15 protein-coding genes are annotated in these 14241 nt (G+C 72.2%); 4 read left to right on the plus strand and 11 right to left on the minus strand.

Annotated features, from left to right (window positions below):
• Positions 1–231 precede the first annotated feature (231 nt).
• Positions 232–1161, minus strand: a complete 930-nt coding sequence (locus tag ACQ9ZG_RS01930; protein WP_018491429.1) for an ROK family protein — start codon at positions 1159–1161, stop codon at positions 232–234.
• A gap of 227 nt (positions 1162–1388) precedes the next feature.
• On the opposite strand from ACQ9ZG_RS01930, the gene ACQ9ZG_RS01935 reads away from it, so the two are divergent.
• Together ACQ9ZG_RS01935 and ACQ9ZG_RS01940 are read left to right on the plus strand one after the other, a co-directional pair.
• On the plus strand, positions 1389–2417 hold the full coding sequence (locus ACQ9ZG_RS01935) for a LacI family DNA-binding transcriptional regulator (RefSeq protein ID WP_028417338.1): 1029 nt from the start codon (positions 1389–1391) through the stop codon (positions 2415–2417).
• Between the two features lie 222 nt (positions 2418–2639).
• Positions 2640–2774, plus strand: coding sequence for a hypothetical protein (locus ACQ9ZG_RS01940; protein ID WP_499279728.1), 135 nt, complete (start codon positions 2640–2642; stop codon positions 2772–2774).
• Between the two features lie 398 nt (positions 2775–3172).
• On the opposite strand, the gene ACQ9ZG_RS01945 is transcribed toward ACQ9ZG_RS01940, so the two are convergent.
• The 5 genes from ACQ9ZG_RS01945 to ACQ9ZG_RS01965 form a co-directional block, all read right to left on the minus strand.
• The gene (locus tag ACQ9ZG_RS01945) at positions 3173–4471 is read right to left on the minus strand and encodes a DUF6986 family protein (RefSeq protein WP_109914435.1); all 1299 of its coding nucleotides are present in this window, start codon (positions 4469–4471) and stop codon (positions 3173–3175) included.
• 162 nt (positions 4472–4633) lie between these two features.
• Positions 4634–5596 carry an electron transfer flavoprotein subunit alpha/FixB family protein gene (locus ACQ9ZG_RS01950; RefSeq protein WP_109914302.1) on the minus strand — a complete coding sequence of 321 codons (963 nt, stop codon included), beginning with the start codon at positions 5594–5596 and terminating at the stop codon, positions 4634–4636.
• 68 nt (positions 5597–5664) lie between these two features.
• Positions 5665–6450 carry an electron transfer flavoprotein subunit beta/FixA family protein gene (locus ACQ9ZG_RS01955; protein ID WP_109914300.1) on the minus strand — a complete coding sequence of 262 codons (786 nt, stop codon included), beginning with the start codon at positions 6448–6450 and terminating at the stop codon, positions 5665–5667.
• Between the two features lie 205 nt (positions 6451–6655).
• Positions 6656–7174 carry a flavin reductase family protein gene (locus tag ACQ9ZG_RS01960; protein WP_084996578.1) on the minus strand — a complete coding sequence of 173 codons (519 nt, stop codon included), beginning with the start codon at positions 7172–7174 and terminating at the stop codon, positions 6656–6658.
• A 196-nt stretch (positions 7175–7370) separates the two neighbouring features.
• A complete protein-coding gene (locus ACQ9ZG_RS01965) occupies positions 7371–7697 on the minus strand; it encodes a TlpA family protein disulfide reductase (RefSeq protein WP_109917698.1) in 327 nt (108 codons plus the stop codon).
• Between the two features lie 231 nt (positions 7698–7928).
• Between ACQ9ZG_RS01965 and ACQ9ZG_RS01970 the strand changes: the two genes are divergently transcribed.
• A complete protein-coding gene (locus tag ACQ9ZG_RS01970; RefSeq protein WP_018492397.1) occupies positions 7929–8651 on the plus strand; it encodes a lysophospholipid acyltransferase family protein in 723 nt (240 codons plus the stop codon).
• A gap of 146 nt (positions 8652–8797) precedes the next feature.
• On the opposite strand, the gene ACQ9ZG_RS01975 is transcribed toward ACQ9ZG_RS01970, so the two are convergent.
• Genes ACQ9ZG_RS01975 through ACQ9ZG_RS01990 form a run of 4 tightly spaced genes read right to left on the minus strand, consistent with a single transcriptional unit; the run spans position 8798 to position 12278 of the window.
• Complete coding sequence (locus ACQ9ZG_RS01975; RefSeq protein ID WP_375138239.1) at positions 8798–9010, minus strand: hypothetical protein; 213 nt, start codon at positions 9008–9010, stop codon at positions 8798–8800.
• Positions 9011–9028: 18 nt separating this feature from the next.
• Positions 9029–10090: a threonine aldolase family protein gene (locus ACQ9ZG_RS01980; RefSeq protein ID WP_181398027.1), complete on the minus strand. Its 1062-nt coding sequence runs from the start codon at positions 10088–10090 to the stop codon at positions 9029–9031.
• The gene (locus ACQ9ZG_RS01985; RefSeq protein ID WP_028418789.1) at positions 10087–10854 is read right to left on the minus strand and encodes an SDR family NAD(P)-dependent oxidoreductase; all 768 of its coding nucleotides are present in this window, start codon (positions 10852–10854) and stop codon (positions 10087–10089) included. Before ACQ9ZG_RS01985 ends, ACQ9ZG_RS01980 begins: the two co-directional genes overlap by 4 nt.
• Before the next feature lie 26 nt (positions 10855–10880).
• On the minus strand, positions 10881–12278 hold the full coding sequence (locus ACQ9ZG_RS01990; protein ID WP_109917525.1) for a DUF6421 family protein: 1398 nt from the start codon (positions 12276–12278) through the stop codon (positions 10881–10883).
• A 306-nt stretch (positions 12279–12584) separates the two neighbouring features.
• On the opposite strand from ACQ9ZG_RS01990, the gene ACQ9ZG_RS01995 reads away from it, so the two are divergent.
• Entirely contained in the window at positions 12585–13268 is a 684-nt protein-coding gene (locus ACQ9ZG_RS01995; protein WP_109917524.1) for a glycerophosphodiester phosphodiesterase, read from the plus strand.
• A gap of 282 nt (positions 13269–13550) precedes the next feature.
• Here the strand turns inward: ACQ9ZG_RS01995 and ACQ9ZG_RS02000 are convergent, their stop codons facing one another.
• Complete coding sequence (locus ACQ9ZG_RS02000) at positions 13551–14108, minus strand: GNAT family N-acetyltransferase (protein ID WP_109914502.1); 558 nt, start codon at positions 14106–14108, stop codon at positions 13551–13553.
• Positions 14109–14241 lie beyond the last annotated feature (133 nt).

Below are 14241 nucleotides of genomic sequence, written 5' to 3' on the forward strand. Positions count from 1 at the left end.
CTTCGTAGCCCCCTGTGGCTTGCCCGCAACACCCTGCCGGGGAAACCCCACCACGGCGACGGCGTTTCCGGGACGGGGTGATCCGGCCTGATTTGGGACGGGCGACGGTAGGGAGGCGGGGCACGGGACGCCGCCCGCGCGCCGACAGGGCGTCAGCCCCTGCCCGTACGCGCCCTGTTGCGGCCGGGCCCCTCCCGTACAGCCCCTGCCGCACCTCGTGTGCCCACGGGGTCAGCGCAGCGCGATCGCCGCTGCCGCCGCGCCGACCAGGCCCGCGTCGGTGCCCATCACGGCGGGCGCGACGCCGAGGCCCTGGACGAAGGAGAGCGTGGCGTAGTCGCGCAGGCTGCGGCGCAGCGGGGCGAAGAGCACGTCCCCGGCGCCCGCCACTCCCCCGCCGATGACCGCGATGTCGATCTCGACCAGGGTGGCGGTGGCGGCGATCCCGGCCGCGAGCGCCTGGGCGGCCCGTTCGTACGAGGCGATGGCGACCGGGTCCCCGGCGCGGGCGGCGGCGGCCACGGCGGCGGCCGTGGTGTCGCCGTCCGGGCCGGGGAGCCAGCCGTCGGCCAGGGCGCGGCGGGCGATGTTGGGTCCGCTGGCGATGCGTTCGACGCAGCCGCGCGCACCGCAGGGGCACGGGTCGCCGTCCAGGTCGACGCTGATGTGGCCGATGTGGCCGGCGTTGCCGGAGGGGCCGGGGTGGAGCGAGCCGCCCAGGACCAGGCCGCCGCCGACGCCGGTCGAGACGACGAGGCAGAGGGCGTTGTCGTAGCCGCGCGCCGCTCCGAGCCAGTGTTCGGCCGCCGTCATCGCCACGCCGTCGCCGACCAGGGCCACGGGCAGCCCGCCGATCGTCTTCTGCACCCGCTCGACCAGTGGGAAGTCGCGCCAGCCGGGGACGTTGACCGGGCTGACCGTCCCCGCGCCCGCGTCCACCGGTCCCGCGCTGCCGATCCCGGCCGAGCCCGCCCTCTCCCACAGCGGGGAGGCCGTCAGCTCGCCCAGGACCTCGTCCACGGCGCCCATCACCGCCTCGGCACCCTCCCGGGCGGGCGTCGGCCGCTGCGCCCGTACGAGAAGGGTGCCGTCGCCGTCGACCAGCGCGCCGGCGATCTTGGTGCCGCCGATGTCGAGCGCGGCGACGAGGTCGGTATGCATCGGTGTGGCTTCTCCGGTGGGTGAAGGGCGGGACCTGCGGGTTCAGTCAATAGTCTGCACAGTCTCTCTGGCCTTGACAACGTTGTCCAGGGCCTATGCTCGACGCCAAGGCCTCCGTTCGTGTCCGCAGCGGGCTCCGCGGACCGCCCGGAGGTGCCCGTATGCCGCCCGAATCACCGACCGCCACCCTCCTCCCCCGCCCGAATCCGACGACAGGACAGCGCACTGTGGACCGGACCACCCGTCATTCCGAGACCCGTTACGGCAACCGGCCGACCATGAAGGACGTGGCGGCCCGCGCCGGAGTCGGCCTCAAGACGGTCTCCCGGGTGGTGAACGGCGAGCCGGGCGTCACATCCGACACCGAGCGCCGGGTACAGGAGGCGATCGACGCGCTGGGCTTCCGCCGCAACGACAGCGCCCGGGTGCTCCGCAAGGGGCGTACGGCCTCGATCGGCCTGGTCCTGGAGGATCTCGCGGACCCGTTCTACGGCCCGCTGAGCCGCGCCGTGGAGGAGGTCGCCCGGGCGCACGGGGCGCTGCTCATCAACGGCTCCAGCGCCGAGGACCCCGAGCGGGAGCAGGAGTTGGTCCTGGCGCTGTGCGCCCGCCGGGTGGACGGGCTGATCGTGATCCCGGCGGGCGACGACCACCGGTATCTGGAGCCGGAGATCAAGGCGGGCATCGCGACGGTCTTCGTGGACCGCCCGGCCGGCCGGATCGACGCGGACATGGTGCTCTCCGACAGCTTCGGCGGCTCCCGCGAGGGGGTGGCTCATCTGATCGCGCACGGCCACCGACGGATCGGGTTCATCGGTGACCAGCCCCGCATCCACACGGCCACCGAGCGCCTGCGCGGCTACCACGCGGCGATGGCGGACGCCGGGATCACCGTCGAGGACTCCTGGGTCTCCCTGGGCACGACCGCCCCCGGCCGGGTCCGGGCGGCCGCCGAGGCGATGCTGGAGGGGCCCGAGCCGGTCACCGCGCTCTTCGCGGGGAACAACCGGGTGACGGTGACGGCGGTCCGGGTCATCGCCGAGCGGCAACGGCCGGTGGCGCTGGTCGGGTTCGACGACATCGAGCTGGCCGATCTGCTCGGCATCACCGTCATCTCGCAGGACGCGTCGGCCGTGGGCCGCACCGCCGCCGAGCACCTGTTCCGCCGCCTCGACGGCGCCGACCACACCCCGGCCAGGGTGGAGCTGCCGACCACACTGATCCCGCGCGGCTCGGGCGAACTGCCGCCTGCGTGAAGGGGGTTGCCGAAGGGCGGCGCTTCGTGCCGCCCGTGACGGAACCGTGGGGCGCGCCCTGGGGGCGGCGGGTTGCCGGAGTGAGGGTCCCCGTGTCCTCGCACGGCCTGTGATCGGACCGCGAGGAGGCGTCTGAGCGGGGGTTGCCGGAGGGGCGGCCTCGCCTGGGCGCCGCCGCCGGAGGGAGCGGGGCCCCGCGAAGCCCGCGGCGGAGCCGGGGTCTTGCCCGAGGCGGCCGCCGGACTCAAGGACGCCGCGCCCGAGCGCCGCGCCGACGCCGTCACTCCCTCCCCGCGGCCGGTGGCGCGGATCGTGCGGACGGCGCTCGGAGCGCTGCCGCGGGACGGCCCGACCTGACGTCACGCGGCGCGGGTCAGGGCCTGCGCGGCGCCGGAGTACCGCTGGGTCTCCACCACCGCGCCCCGTCGTCGAACGGCCTCCGGTGCGCCATGGACGTGTGCGGCGCCCGGCAGAAGATGCGCGCCTACCGGACCCGTACGGGTGGAGCCGGCGCACACCGGGACGGCTGAGGGCTCCCCCGCACCCCCGGTCGCGCGCCCGGAGGCCGCCGGAGCGGGCGCGGGGAGCCTCTGCGCCGCGCCCACCGGCGGCGACCGGGGCGTGGAGCCGCCGGTGGGCGGCGGTCGGCGGTCGGCGGAGCCCGTCCGCCGCGGGCCCGCATGCCCCGGCCGGACCGACCCGGCCGGACCGACCCGTGCCGCCGCCGGGGCGCGACGCCTGCCGAAGGCGGGCCGCTACGGGGCCGTGACCGTCAGGTCGCCCCGGCGCGGCGAGGCGAAGGCGTCCAGGTCGGCGCGGGTCAGGCCGGTCAGCCGGGCGACCTCGGAGGTGTCCAGCGCGCCGCAGTCGATGCCGCGCAGCAGATAGCCGCTGAGGGCCTTGGCGGTGGCGGGCTCGTCCATCACGTCACCGCCCGCCTTGGCCACGTATGCGGCGAGCCGGGCGGCGGCGGGCTCCAGGCCCTCCCGGTAGAAGGCGTAGACGGCCGCGTAACGCGTCGGGAGGTGACCGGGGTGCATGTCCCAGCCCTGGTAGTACGCGCGGGCCAGAGCACGGCGGGTGAGGCCGTAGTGGAGCCGCCAGGCCTCGTGGACCTGTGCGGTGGGGCCGACGGGCAGGACGTTGGTGGAGCCGTCGGAGACGCGTACGCCGGTGCCCGCCGCGGCGACCTGCATGACGGCCTTGGCGTGGTCGGCGGCCGGGTGGTCACTGGCCTGGTAGGCGGCGCTGACGCCGACGCAGGCGCTGTAGTCGAAGGTGCCGTAGTGCAGCCCGGTCGCCCGCCCCCGCGCGGCGTCGATCATGCGGGCGACGGCGGCGGTGCCGTCGGCGGCGAGAATGGACTGGCTGGTCTCGATCTGGATCTCGAAGCCGAGCCGCCCGGCGTCCAGTCCGTGCGCCTTCTCGAAGGCCTCGAGGAGCCGGACGAAGGCGGTGACCTGCTCGGGGTACGTCACCTTCGGCAGGGTCAGCACGAGGCCCTCGGGGAGCCCGCCCGCCTCCATCAGACCGGTGAGGAAGACGTCGGTGGTGCGGATGCCCCGGTCGCGTACGCCGGCCTCCATGCACTTCATCCGGATGCCCATGTACGGAGCCGCCGTGCCGTTCGCGTACGCCTCGGAGACCAGGCGGGCGGCCCGGGCCGCGGCCGCGTCCTCCTCGGCGTCGGGGCGGGGTCCGTAACCGTCCTCGAAGTCGATCCGCAGGTCCTCCACCGGCTCGCGCTCCAGCTTGGCGCGCACGCGGTCGTGGACGGGGCCCGCCAGCTCCTCCGGAATCCCGAGGACGGCGGCGAAGGAGGCGGCGTCGGGGGCGTGTTCGTCGAGGGCCGCCAGCGCCTGGTCGCCCCAGGAGCGGAGGGTGCCGGGCGCGAAGACGTCACCGGGGACGTAGACGGTGTGCACGGGCTGGCGGGTGCCGGGGTCGCCCGGGTAGCGGCGGGCCAGCTCCGCGTCGACCGCCGTGAGGGAGGCGCTGATCTCCTCGCTGACCGTGCCCGCGAGGCTCGTTGCCACCTTCTCCTGCTGACCCATGACCGTCACCCTCCACGCTCTCGCTGTTTCCGCTTCCCGGAATCAATAATCCGTATAGTGAAGTTATAAGGCCGCTCGACCTGCGTCAATGGTGACCCGGAACGGCCCGGGGCCGCACAGTGCGGTCACTGTGCGGCCCCGGGCGCGGGTGTGTCGAGGAGGTCAGCTCTTGCGGTTGTTGATCTCTTCGGTGAGCTGGGGGACGACGGTGAAGAGGTCTCCGACGACGCCGTAGTCGACGAGGTCGAAGATCGGGGCTTCGGGGTCCTTGTTGACCGCGACGATCGTCTTCGAGGTCTGCATGCCCGCCCGGTGCTGGATCGCCCCGGAGATACCGGAGGCGATGTACAGCTGCGGGGAGACGGACTTGCCGGTCTGGCCGACCTGGGAGGTGTGCGGGTACCAGCCCGCGTCCACCGCCGCACGCGAGGCCCCCACCGCAGCCCCCAGGGAGTCCGCGAGCGCCTCGATCAGGGGGAAGTTCTCCGCCCCGTTCACCCCGCGGCCGCCCGAGACCACGATCGCGGCCTCGGTCAGCTCCGGACGCCCGGTCGACTCACGCGGCGTCCGCGCGACCACCTTCGTCCCCGTCGCCGCCGCACCGAACACCACCTCCAGCGCCTCCACCGCACCCGCCGCACCCGCCGGCTCGACCGGAGCCGAGTTCGGCTTCACCGTGATGACCGGAACACCCCTGGACACACGGGACTTGGTGGTGAAGGACGCGGCGAAAGCCGCCTGGGTCGCGACGGGACCCTGCGCACCGGCCTCCAGATCGGTGGCGTCGGTGATGATCCCCGACCCGGTCCGCAGCGCCAGACGCGCCGCGATCTCCTTGCCCTCCGCCGAGGACACCACCAGCACCGCCACCGGCGACACCGCATCGAACGCCGCCTGCAGCGCATCCACCTTCGGCACCACCAGGTACTCCGCGAACTCCGGCGCATCCGCGGTCAGCACCCTGACCGCACCGTGCTCGCCGAGCACCCCCGCGGTCGCCTCCGCACCCGCCCCCAGAGCGAGGGCGACGGGGTCGCCGATACGGCGGGCCAGCGTCAGCAGCTCCAAAGTGGGCTTGCGGACCGCACCGTCCACGTGATCGACCAGAACAAGAACATCAGCCATGACAACGCACTCCAGACACAGAGAGAGAAGAGAGAGGGAAACGAGAGGCACTCACCGCGGGGCGGGGCTCAGATGAACTTCTGGCCCACCAGGAACTCGGCCAGCTGCCGGCCACCCTCACCCTCGTCCTTCACGATCGTGCCCGCCGTCCGCGCCGGACGCTCCGCCGCCTCCTCGACCGCCGTCCACGCACCCTCCAGACCCACCTCGTCCGCCCCGATCCCCAGATCATCCAGATCCAGCGACTGAACCGGCTTCTTCTTCGCCGCCATGATCCCCTTGAACGAGGGGTAACGCGCCTCACCGGACTGGTCGGTCACCGAGACCACCGCCGGAAGCGAGGCCTGAAGCTGCTCGGAAGCGGTGTCACCGTCACGCCGCCCGCTCACCACACCACCGTCCACCGAAACCTCCGACAGCAGCGTCACCTGCGGCACACCCAGACGCTCCGCCAGCAGCGCCGGCAGAACACCCATCACCCCGTCGGTCGAGGCCATCCCACAGACCACCAGGTCGTAACCGGTCTTCTCGACCGCCTTCGCCAGCACCAGCGACGTCCCCATCACATCCGTGCCGTGCAGATCGTCGTCCTCGACATGGACCGCCTTGTCCGCACCCATCGACAGAGCCTTGCGCAGCGCGTCCTTCGCGTCCTCCGGACCCACCGTCACCACAGTGATCTCCGCACCGTCCGCACCGTCCGCGATCTGCAACGCCTGCTCGACCGCGTACTCGTCCAGCTCCGACAACAGACCGTCCACATCCTCACGGTCCACCGTCAGGTCATCGGCGAAACGCCGGTCACCGGTCGCGTCGGGCACATACTTCACACAGACAACGATCCTCAAGCTCACGCCGGCTCTCCTACTGCATCGTCATTTCCGGGCTGCCTTGTTGCACGCAGCATAGGCGCCATACAGGGCCGTTTCCGGCCGGGCCGACCGAGGCCCCGCCCGATATTACTCGCCAGTACACCCAGTCTCTTACCCCGGAGCAAGCGCTCCGCACTGTGACCTTGCCTACGGCGGAAACGGTCCCGCAGGGCGTACTCGCACGCCCTCAGTCTCGCAGAGCGGTGAACCGTCCCTGGTGGTAGACCAGCGGGCGGCCGGCCCCCGAGGGGTCGCCCGCCACGGCCTCCGCGATCACGATGCGGTGGTCGCCCGCCGGGACCCGGGCCACGACCCGGCAGACCAGCCAGGCGGAGACGCCGGCCAGCAGCGGAACACCTTCGGGGCCGCTGCTCCAGTCGGTGGACGGGCCGAAGCGGTCGGCGCCGCTGCGGGCGAAGGTGGCGGCCAGCTCCTGCTGGTGCTCACCGAGTATGTGGACCCCGACATGCTCGGCCTCGGCCAGCACCGGCCAGCTGGAGGAGGACGTCCCGACGCCGAAGGAGACGAGCGGGGGCTCGGCGGCCACGGAGTTCAGCGAGGTGGCGGTGAAGCCGACCGGCCGGTCCCCGGCGGCGGTGATCACCGCGACGCCCGCGGCGTGGCGCCGGAAGACCGAGCGCAGCAGCTCGGGCGAGGCCTTGAGGACGGGGGCGGGGGCGGGGGCGAGTTCGGGTGAGGCCGTCATGGAGGTGTCCTTCTGCGAGGAGGGCGTACGGGGCCGTGGTTGCTCAGGCACCCGGACAGCGCGCACTCGCGTGGCGTGCGAGGTCCACGTGGACCCGGCCGTGGAGAAGGAGTTCTGGCGGCATAGCGTCAGACTGACGATGCGTGGTGGGTGCAGTCAAGTGCGTCCCGGAATGTGGGAGATGTGTCACGGTCCGTCATATGGCCCGTCCCAGCGCCGCGACGACGTCGGCGCTACGGGGCTGGCCCGAGGCGCGCCGGACCACCTCGCCCGAGCTGTCGAGCACCAGGACGGTCGGAGTCCGTCTGATGTCGAGCCGCCGTACGAGCGTGAGATGCGCCTCGGCGTCGATCTCGATGTGGGCGACCCCGTCGACCATGGCGGCCACCTCCCCGAGGGTGCGGCGGGTGGCCCGGCACGGCTGGCAGAAGGCGGTGGAGAACTGGACGAGCGTGGCCCGTTCTCCCAGTTCCGCGCCGAGTTGGGCCGCGTCGAGCCGCTGCGCGGGTGTTGTGCCGTCCACGTGTCGCCTCCTGGTCCAGAGCTCTTCGCAAGGAGTCAGCACCGGCCGGGCCCAGGACATTCCCGCAGCTCGGAGGCGACGCCCACGTGACGAGAATCTCGCCGCCGGGGCCCACCGGGACTGGTCACGGGCCCGCACATGGGGCACCATCGCCACAATGCCGAATACCTACGGCTGCGTAACTTCCGCCGGGAGAACCCTCCCCAGGCACTGAAGAAGGGTCTTCCCCAGATGGCAGAACTCGTCTATCGACCGGTCATCGGCGCCGCTCGCACCATGTTCAAGGCGCTCGACCTGAAGATCGACACTCAGGGTTCGGAGCACATCCCGAAGACCGGCGGTGCGGTGCTGGTCAGCAACCACATCAGCTACCTCGACTTCATCTTCACCGGTCTGGGCGCCCTGCCGCAGAAGCGGCTCGTCCGTTTCATGGCGAAGGAGTCGGTCTTCCGGCACAAGGTCTCCGGTCCGCTGATGCGCGGGATGAAGCACATCCCGGTCGACCGGAACCAGGGCGAGGACGCGTACGCGCACGCCCTGCGGTCGCTGCGCTCCGGTGAGATCGTCGGCGTCTTCCCCGAGGCGACCATCTCCCAGTCGTTCACGCTGAAGAGCTTCAAGTCCGGGGCCGCGCGCCTCGCCCAGGAAGCGGGGGTCCCCCTGATCCCGATGGCGCTCTGGGGCACGCAGCGGATCTGGACCAAGGGGCGGCCGCGCAACTTCAAGCGCAGCCACATCCCGATCACCATCCGGGTCGGCGAGCCCGTGGAGGCGCCCGCCGACCAGTACGCGGGGGCGATCACCCGGCGGCTGCGGGAGCGCGTGCAGGAGCTGCTGGAGGCGGCCCAGCGGGCGTATCCGGTGCGGCCGAAGGACGCGGGTGACACGTGGTGGGTGCCCGCCCATCTCGGCGGCACGGCCCCGACGCCCGCCGAGGTCCGCGAGCGCGGCTGATCCCGGCCGCTCCCACCGCCTGACCTCGGCCGCCCACGGCCCGCCCCCGGCCGTTCCCACGGCCTGAGCGCGGCCCTCACGGCCCGAGCGGCATCCGAGGCATCCCTCTGAGCACCCGGCGTACCCCGCCGGGGGCTCAGGGCTGTTCAGAGCCGTGCGGGGAGCATCCGCCACAGCTCCGTACGGTCCCGGGCGCTCCGCAGAGCCCGGAGGACGGCGGGCGGCGGGGTGGCGTGGAGGGCCGGGTAGTCGGTCTCGCCCAGTTCCTCGCATACCGCCCAGGCCGGCCGCTCGGTCTCGAGCGAGAACGGAAGCGGCCGACCGGAGATCAATTGATCTCCGGTCGGCCGCTTGGTCATGCGGGGGCTCGGTGTCCGCTACCGCGCCATCTCTTCCTTCAGCGCCTGGAGGAAGGCGTCCACGTCGTCCTCGCGGGTGTCGAAGGAGCACATCCAGCGGACGTCGCCCGCGGTCTCGTCCCAGAAGTAGAAGCGGAAGCGCTCCTGGAGCCGCTCGCTGACCGCGTGCGGCAGCCGGGCGAAGACGGCGTTGGCCTGGACCGGGTAGAGGATCTCCACGCCGTCGACGGCGCGGACGCCCTCGGCGAGCCGCTGGGCCATGGCGTTGGCGTGCCGGGCGTTGCGCAGCCAGAGGTCCTTGGCGAGCAGCGCCTCCAGCTGGACGGAGACGAACCGCATCTTCGAGGCGAGCTGCATGGAGAGCTTGCGCAGGTGCTTCATCGCACGGACCGCGTCGGGGTCGAGCACGACGACGGCCTCGCCGAACAGGGCGCCGTTCTTCGTGCCGCCGAAGGAGAGCACGTCGACGCCGACCGTGTTGGTGAACGTCCGCATCGGCACGTCCAGGGAGGCGGCCGCGTTGGCTATCCGGGCGCCGTCGAGGTGCACCTTCATGCCGCGCTCGTGGGCGTGGTCGCAGATGGCGCGGATCTCGTCGGGGGTGTAGACGGTGCCCAGCTCGGTGTTCTGGGTGATCGAGACGACCTGCGGCATGGCCCGGTGCTCGTCGTCCCAGCCGTACGCCTGCCGGTCGATCAGCTCGGGGGTGAGCTTGCCGTCCGGCGTGGGTACGGTGAGGAGCTTGAGGCCGCCCATCCGCTCGGGCGCGCCGCCCTCGTCCACGTTGATGTGCGCGGACTCGGCGCAGATGACCGCGCCCCAGCGGTCGGTGAGCGCCTGGAGGGCCACCACGTTGGCGCCTGTGCCGTTGAAGACCGGGAAGGCCTCGGCGGTGGGGCCGAAGTGGCTGTGCATGACGCGCTGGAGGTGGCCGGTGTAGTCGTCCTCGCCGTAGGCGACCTGGTGGCCGCCGTTGGCGAGGGCGATGGCCGCGAGAATCTCGGGGTGCGCGCCGGCGTAGTTGTCGCTCGCGAACCCGCGCACCTGCGGGTCGTGGTGGCGGCGCGCGTCGGTCCTCACGGTTGCGGGGTCAGCCACAGGCGCTTTCCGTTCACTTCGGGGGCGGGCCGGTCCCAGACGCCGGCGATGGCCTCGGCCAGCTCCGTGACGTCGGTGAAGCCCGCGAACTTCGCATTCGGGCGCTCGGCGCGCATGGCGTCGTTCACCAGTGCCTTGACCACCAGGATCGCAGCCGCGGCGGCGGGGCCGTCGTCGCCCCCCTCCTTGCGGAAGGCGTCCGCGAGGGCGAGGGTCCAGGCCTCGGCGGCGGCCTTGGAGGCGGAGTAGGCGGCGTTGCCCGCGGTGGGCTTGCCGGCTCCTGCGGCGCTGATCAGCAGATAGCGGCCCTTGTCGCTGCGCTGGAGCGCCTCCTGGAAGGCGAGCGAGGTGGACTGGACCGTGCGGATCAGCAGCTTCTCCAGGGTGTCCCAGTCCGCGAGGCTGGTCTCCTGGAAGCTGGGGCTGCCGCGCCAGCCGCCGACGAGGTGGACCAGGCCGTCGATCCGGCCGAACTCGGCCTCGGTCCGCTTGGCCCAGTCCCGGGCCGCGTCCAGGTCGAGGAGGTCGACGGTCTCGCCGGTGACGGTCGCACCGCCGTGGGCGTAGCGGGCGGCGTCCACCGCTTCCGCCAGCCGCTCGGGGTTGGCGTCGCAGCCGACGACGGTCGCACCGGCCTCCGCGAGCCGCAGCAGCGTCGCACGGCCCGCGGGCCCCGCCGCTCCGGCGACCGCGATCACAGCACCTTCGAGCACACCTGTCCCCTCACCCTTGCCTGTTCCGTTCATGGCCACCGCCTCCTCAGGAGATGCGTTCACGCGGCTGCCTTCTCGGTGCTCGCGGCGGTAATTCCCTTGGCGGAGGCAATCACGTGCTTCAGCTTCTTGGCGAGCGCCTCATAGAACATGCTCAGGGGAAACTCGTCCGGAAGCACGTCGTCGACGAGCTTGCGAGGGGGCTGAGTGAGGTCGAGGGCGTCGGGACCCTTGGCCCAGGTGGATCCGGGGTGCGGGGCGAGGTAGGTGGAGACCAGGTCGTAGGCGGCGAACCAGTGGACCAGCTTGGGGCGGTCGATACCGTCGCGGTAGAGCTTCTCGATCTCGGCGCAGAGCTGGTTGGTGACCTGCGGGGCACGCTCCCAGTCGATCTTCAGGGTGTTGTCGGTCCAGCGGACGACATCGTGCCTGTGCAGGTAGGCGAAGAGGAGCTGGCCGCCGAGACCGTCGTAGTTGCGGACGCGGTCGCCGGTGACCGGGAAGCGGAACATCCGGTCGAAGAGGACGGCGTACTGGACGTCGCGGCCGTGGGTGTTGCCCTCGGCCTCCAGCTTCACGGCCTCCTTGAAGGCGGTGAGGTCGCAGCGCAGCTCCTCCAGGCCGTACATCCAGAACGGCTGGCGCTGCTTGATCATAAACGGGTCGAACGGCAGGTCGCCGTGGCTGTGGGTGCGGTCGTGGACCATGTCCCAGAGGACGAAGGCCTGCTCGCACCGCTGCTGGTCGCCGACCATCTCGCGGATGTCCTCGGGCAGCTCCAGGCCGAGCAGCTCGACGGAGGCCTCGGTGACGCGGCGGAAGCGGGCGGCCTCGCGGTCGCAGAAGATGCCGCCCCAGCTGAAGCGCTCGGGGGCCTCGCGCACGGCGATGGTCTCGGGGAAGAGGACCGCGGAGTTGGTGTCGTAACCGGCGGTGAAGTCCTCGAAGGTGATGCCGCAGAACAGCGGGTTGTCGTAGCGGGTGGCCTCGAGATCGGCGAGCCACTCGGGCCAGACCATCTTCAGCACGACGGCCTCGAAGTTGCGGTCCGGGTTGCCGTTCTGCGTGTACATGGGGAAGACGACCAGGTGCTGGAGGCCGTCGACCCGGTTCCGCGCGGGCTGGAAGGCGAGCAGCGAGTCCAGGAAGTCCGGTACGCGGAACCCGTCGGCGGCCCAGCGGCGCAGGTCGGTGACGAGCGCACGGTGGTAGGCGGCGTCGTGCGGCAGCAGCGGGGAGAGCTCCTCCACCGCGCCGATCACGCGCTCCAGGACGCGCTCGGCATCGGCCGGGGACGGGGCGCCCTCGGCCTCGAAGTCGATCGAACCGTCCTTGGACTGCCACGGGCGGAGCTCCTCGACGGCATCCCTGAGCGCGGGCCACGCCGGGTGCTCGACCACCCGTGGGGCAGCAGCTATCGCGCCTTCGGCGGCATCGTGCACAAGAATTTCCGTCATAACCGTTCCTCCACGGGAGAACCTCGCGTCCAGCCACCGTAGCCGCGCCGGGTTACTTCACACAAGTGAAGGCCCGAAAATTATCCTGCCGAACCCCTATGTTCACCGCTGTTTTTCCTGTCGCATGCCGGGTAGGCGGATAGTTCCCACTGTCCTCCCTCCCTCCGGCCCATCGGTCCCGCACGGCGGCAGACATCACCGGCCCCGGCCGCTACCCTCACCGGTGCCGTCTTGCCGTATCTCCTTGCGTATCTCCTTGCGGGCACGAGCAGTTGGCGGACAGCCGCCGACGGGAACGAGGTCGCCTTGTCATTTCTCACCCTGGGCCATCGCGGCGTGATGGGCGTCGAGCCCGAGAACACCCTGCGCTCCTTCGTCCGCGCGCAGGAGGCGGGGATGGACGTCATCGAGCTCGATCTCCACCTGAGCAAGGACGGCGCGCTCGCCGTGATGCACGACGCGGACGTGGACCGTACGACCGACGGCACCGGACCCGTCGCGGGCAAGACCCTGGCGGAGCTGCGGGCGCTCGACGCCGGGCGGGGCGAGCGGGTGCCGGTCTTCGAGGAGGTCCTGGACGCGGTGGGATCCCCGCTCCAGGCCGAGATCAAGGACGTGGCGGCGGCCCGCGCGCTGGCGGACGTGCTTCTCGCCCGGGACCTGGTGGAGCGGGTGGAGGTCTCCTCGTTCCACGACGAGGCCGTCGTGGAGATCGCCCGGCTGGTGCCGGGGGTACGGACGGTCCTCGTCGCCAGCCACTGGAGCGGGGACATCGTGGAGCGTGCCAAGGCGGCGGGGGCCCAGAGCCTGGCGCTGAACATCCGCCGGCTGACGCTGGAGGTGGTGGAGCTGGCGCACGCGGAGCGGGTCAAGGTGATCGGCTGGGTGGTGAACACCCAGGACCACCTGCGCCTGGCGCGGGCCCTGGAACTGGACGGCGTGACGACGGACTTCCCCGAGATCCGCCGCACGGGCCGCTTCACGGCCTGAGGCCGGGGGCGGGAGGCCCCCGGGGGGCGGGCGGGGCGGGACCGGAGGCCTGAGACCGGCGGCCCGGAGGGCAGGCACCTGAGAGCGCCGGCCCTGAGGGCGGAGGCCTGAGACCGTGGGCCCGGCAGGGCAGGCACCTGAGACCGGTGGCCCGGAGGCCTGAGACCGTAGGCCAGAGGGTGGTGCGTAGGAAGCGGGGGCCGTGCCCTGCGGGACCCGGGGCCGGGGGCCGGGGGCCGTGGAGGCCCGGGCCCGGGAGGGTGAGGCCCAGGGGCCCGGTCTCTAGAGGGCTTCGATGTTCTTGACCAAGAGCTCGAAGGCCAGGTCGTCCCGCTGCGGGATGCCGAAGCGCTCGTCGCCGTACGGGAAGGGCGTGAGCTGCCCCGTACGCCGGTAGCCGCGCCGCTCGTACCAGGCGATCAGCTCCTCGCGCACCGAGATCACCGTCATGTGCATCTCGCGGACGCCCCAGCTCTCCCGGGCCGTGCGCTCCGCCTCCGCGATGATCACCTTGCCGAGGCCGCCGCCCTGGGCGCCGGGGCGGACCGCGAACATCCCGAAGTACGCCGCGTCACCGCGGTGCTCCAGCTGGCAGCAGGCGATCAGCTCGCCGTCGCGCTCGACCGTCAGCAGCCTGCTCGCGGGAGCGCCGATCACCGCGCGCACGCCCTCCTCGTCGGTCCGCTGCCCCTCCAGGAGGTCGGCCTCCGTGGTCCAGCCGGTGCGGCTGGAGTCGCCCCGGTAGGCGGACTCGATGAGCGCCACCAGCGCCGGGGCGTCCGCGTCGGTCGCGTCGCGGAAGGTCAGACGGGCCGAGCCGGGGGGCGTGGCGGTGTCCATGGGGAAACGCTCCGTTCTCTGCTGCTTCGCCGCTGCTCGCCGCGTGGGGTGCACGCGTGCGGGTCGAGAGTAACGCGACCCGGAGTGCCCCTCCCGGGCCACGGCGCACTCCTTTCACGCCCCCACGCGCCGG

The sequence above is a fragment of the Streptomyces araujoniae genome (genome assembly GCF_050871195.1).
In the GTDB taxonomy this organism is placed as follows: Bacteria; Actinomycetota; Actinomycetes; order Streptomycetales; family Streptomycetaceae; genus Streptomyces; species Streptomyces bacillaris.

What these genes read in the sequence shown, in the direction of transcription:
- ACQ9ZG_RS02000 (WP_109914502.1), bottom strand. Translation starts at nt 14,108, where the DNA reads ATGGACACCGCCACGCCCCCCGGCTCGGCCCGTCTGACCTTCCGCGAC.
- ACQ9ZG_RS01950 (WP_109914302.1), bottom strand. Translation starts at nt 5,596, where the DNA reads ATGGCTGATGTTCTTGTTCTGGTCGATCACGTGGACGGTGCGGTCCGC.
- ACQ9ZG_RS01930 (WP_018491429.1), bottom strand. Translation starts at nt 1,161, where the DNA reads ATGCATACCGACCTCGTCGCCGCGCTCGACATCGGCGGCACCAAGATC.
- ACQ9ZG_RS01975 (WP_375138239.1), bottom strand. Translation starts at nt 9,010, where the DNA reads ATGACCAAGCGGCCGACCGGAGATCAATTGATCTCCGGTCGGCCGCTT.
- ACQ9ZG_RS01985 (WP_028418789.1), bottom strand. Translation starts at nt 10,854, where the DNA reads ATGAACGGAACAGGCAAGGGTGAGGGGACAGGTGTGCTCGAAGGTGCT.
- ACQ9ZG_RS01960 (WP_084996578.1), bottom strand. Translation starts at nt 7,174, where the DNA reads ATGACGGCCTCACCCGAACTCGCCCCCGCCCCCGCCCCCGTCCTCAAG.
- ACQ9ZG_RS01970 (WP_018492397.1), top strand. Translation starts at nt 7,929, where the DNA reads ATGGCAGAACTCGTCTATCGACCGGTCATCGGCGCCGCTCGCACCATG.
- ACQ9ZG_RS01990 (WP_109917525.1), bottom strand. Translation starts at nt 12,278, where the DNA reads ATGACGGAAATTCTTGTGCACGATGCCGCCGAAGGCGCGATAGCTGCT.
- ACQ9ZG_RS01945 (WP_109914435.1), bottom strand. Translation starts at nt 4,471, where the DNA reads ATGGGTCAGCAGGAGAAGGTGGCAACGAGCCTCGCGGGCACGGTCAGC.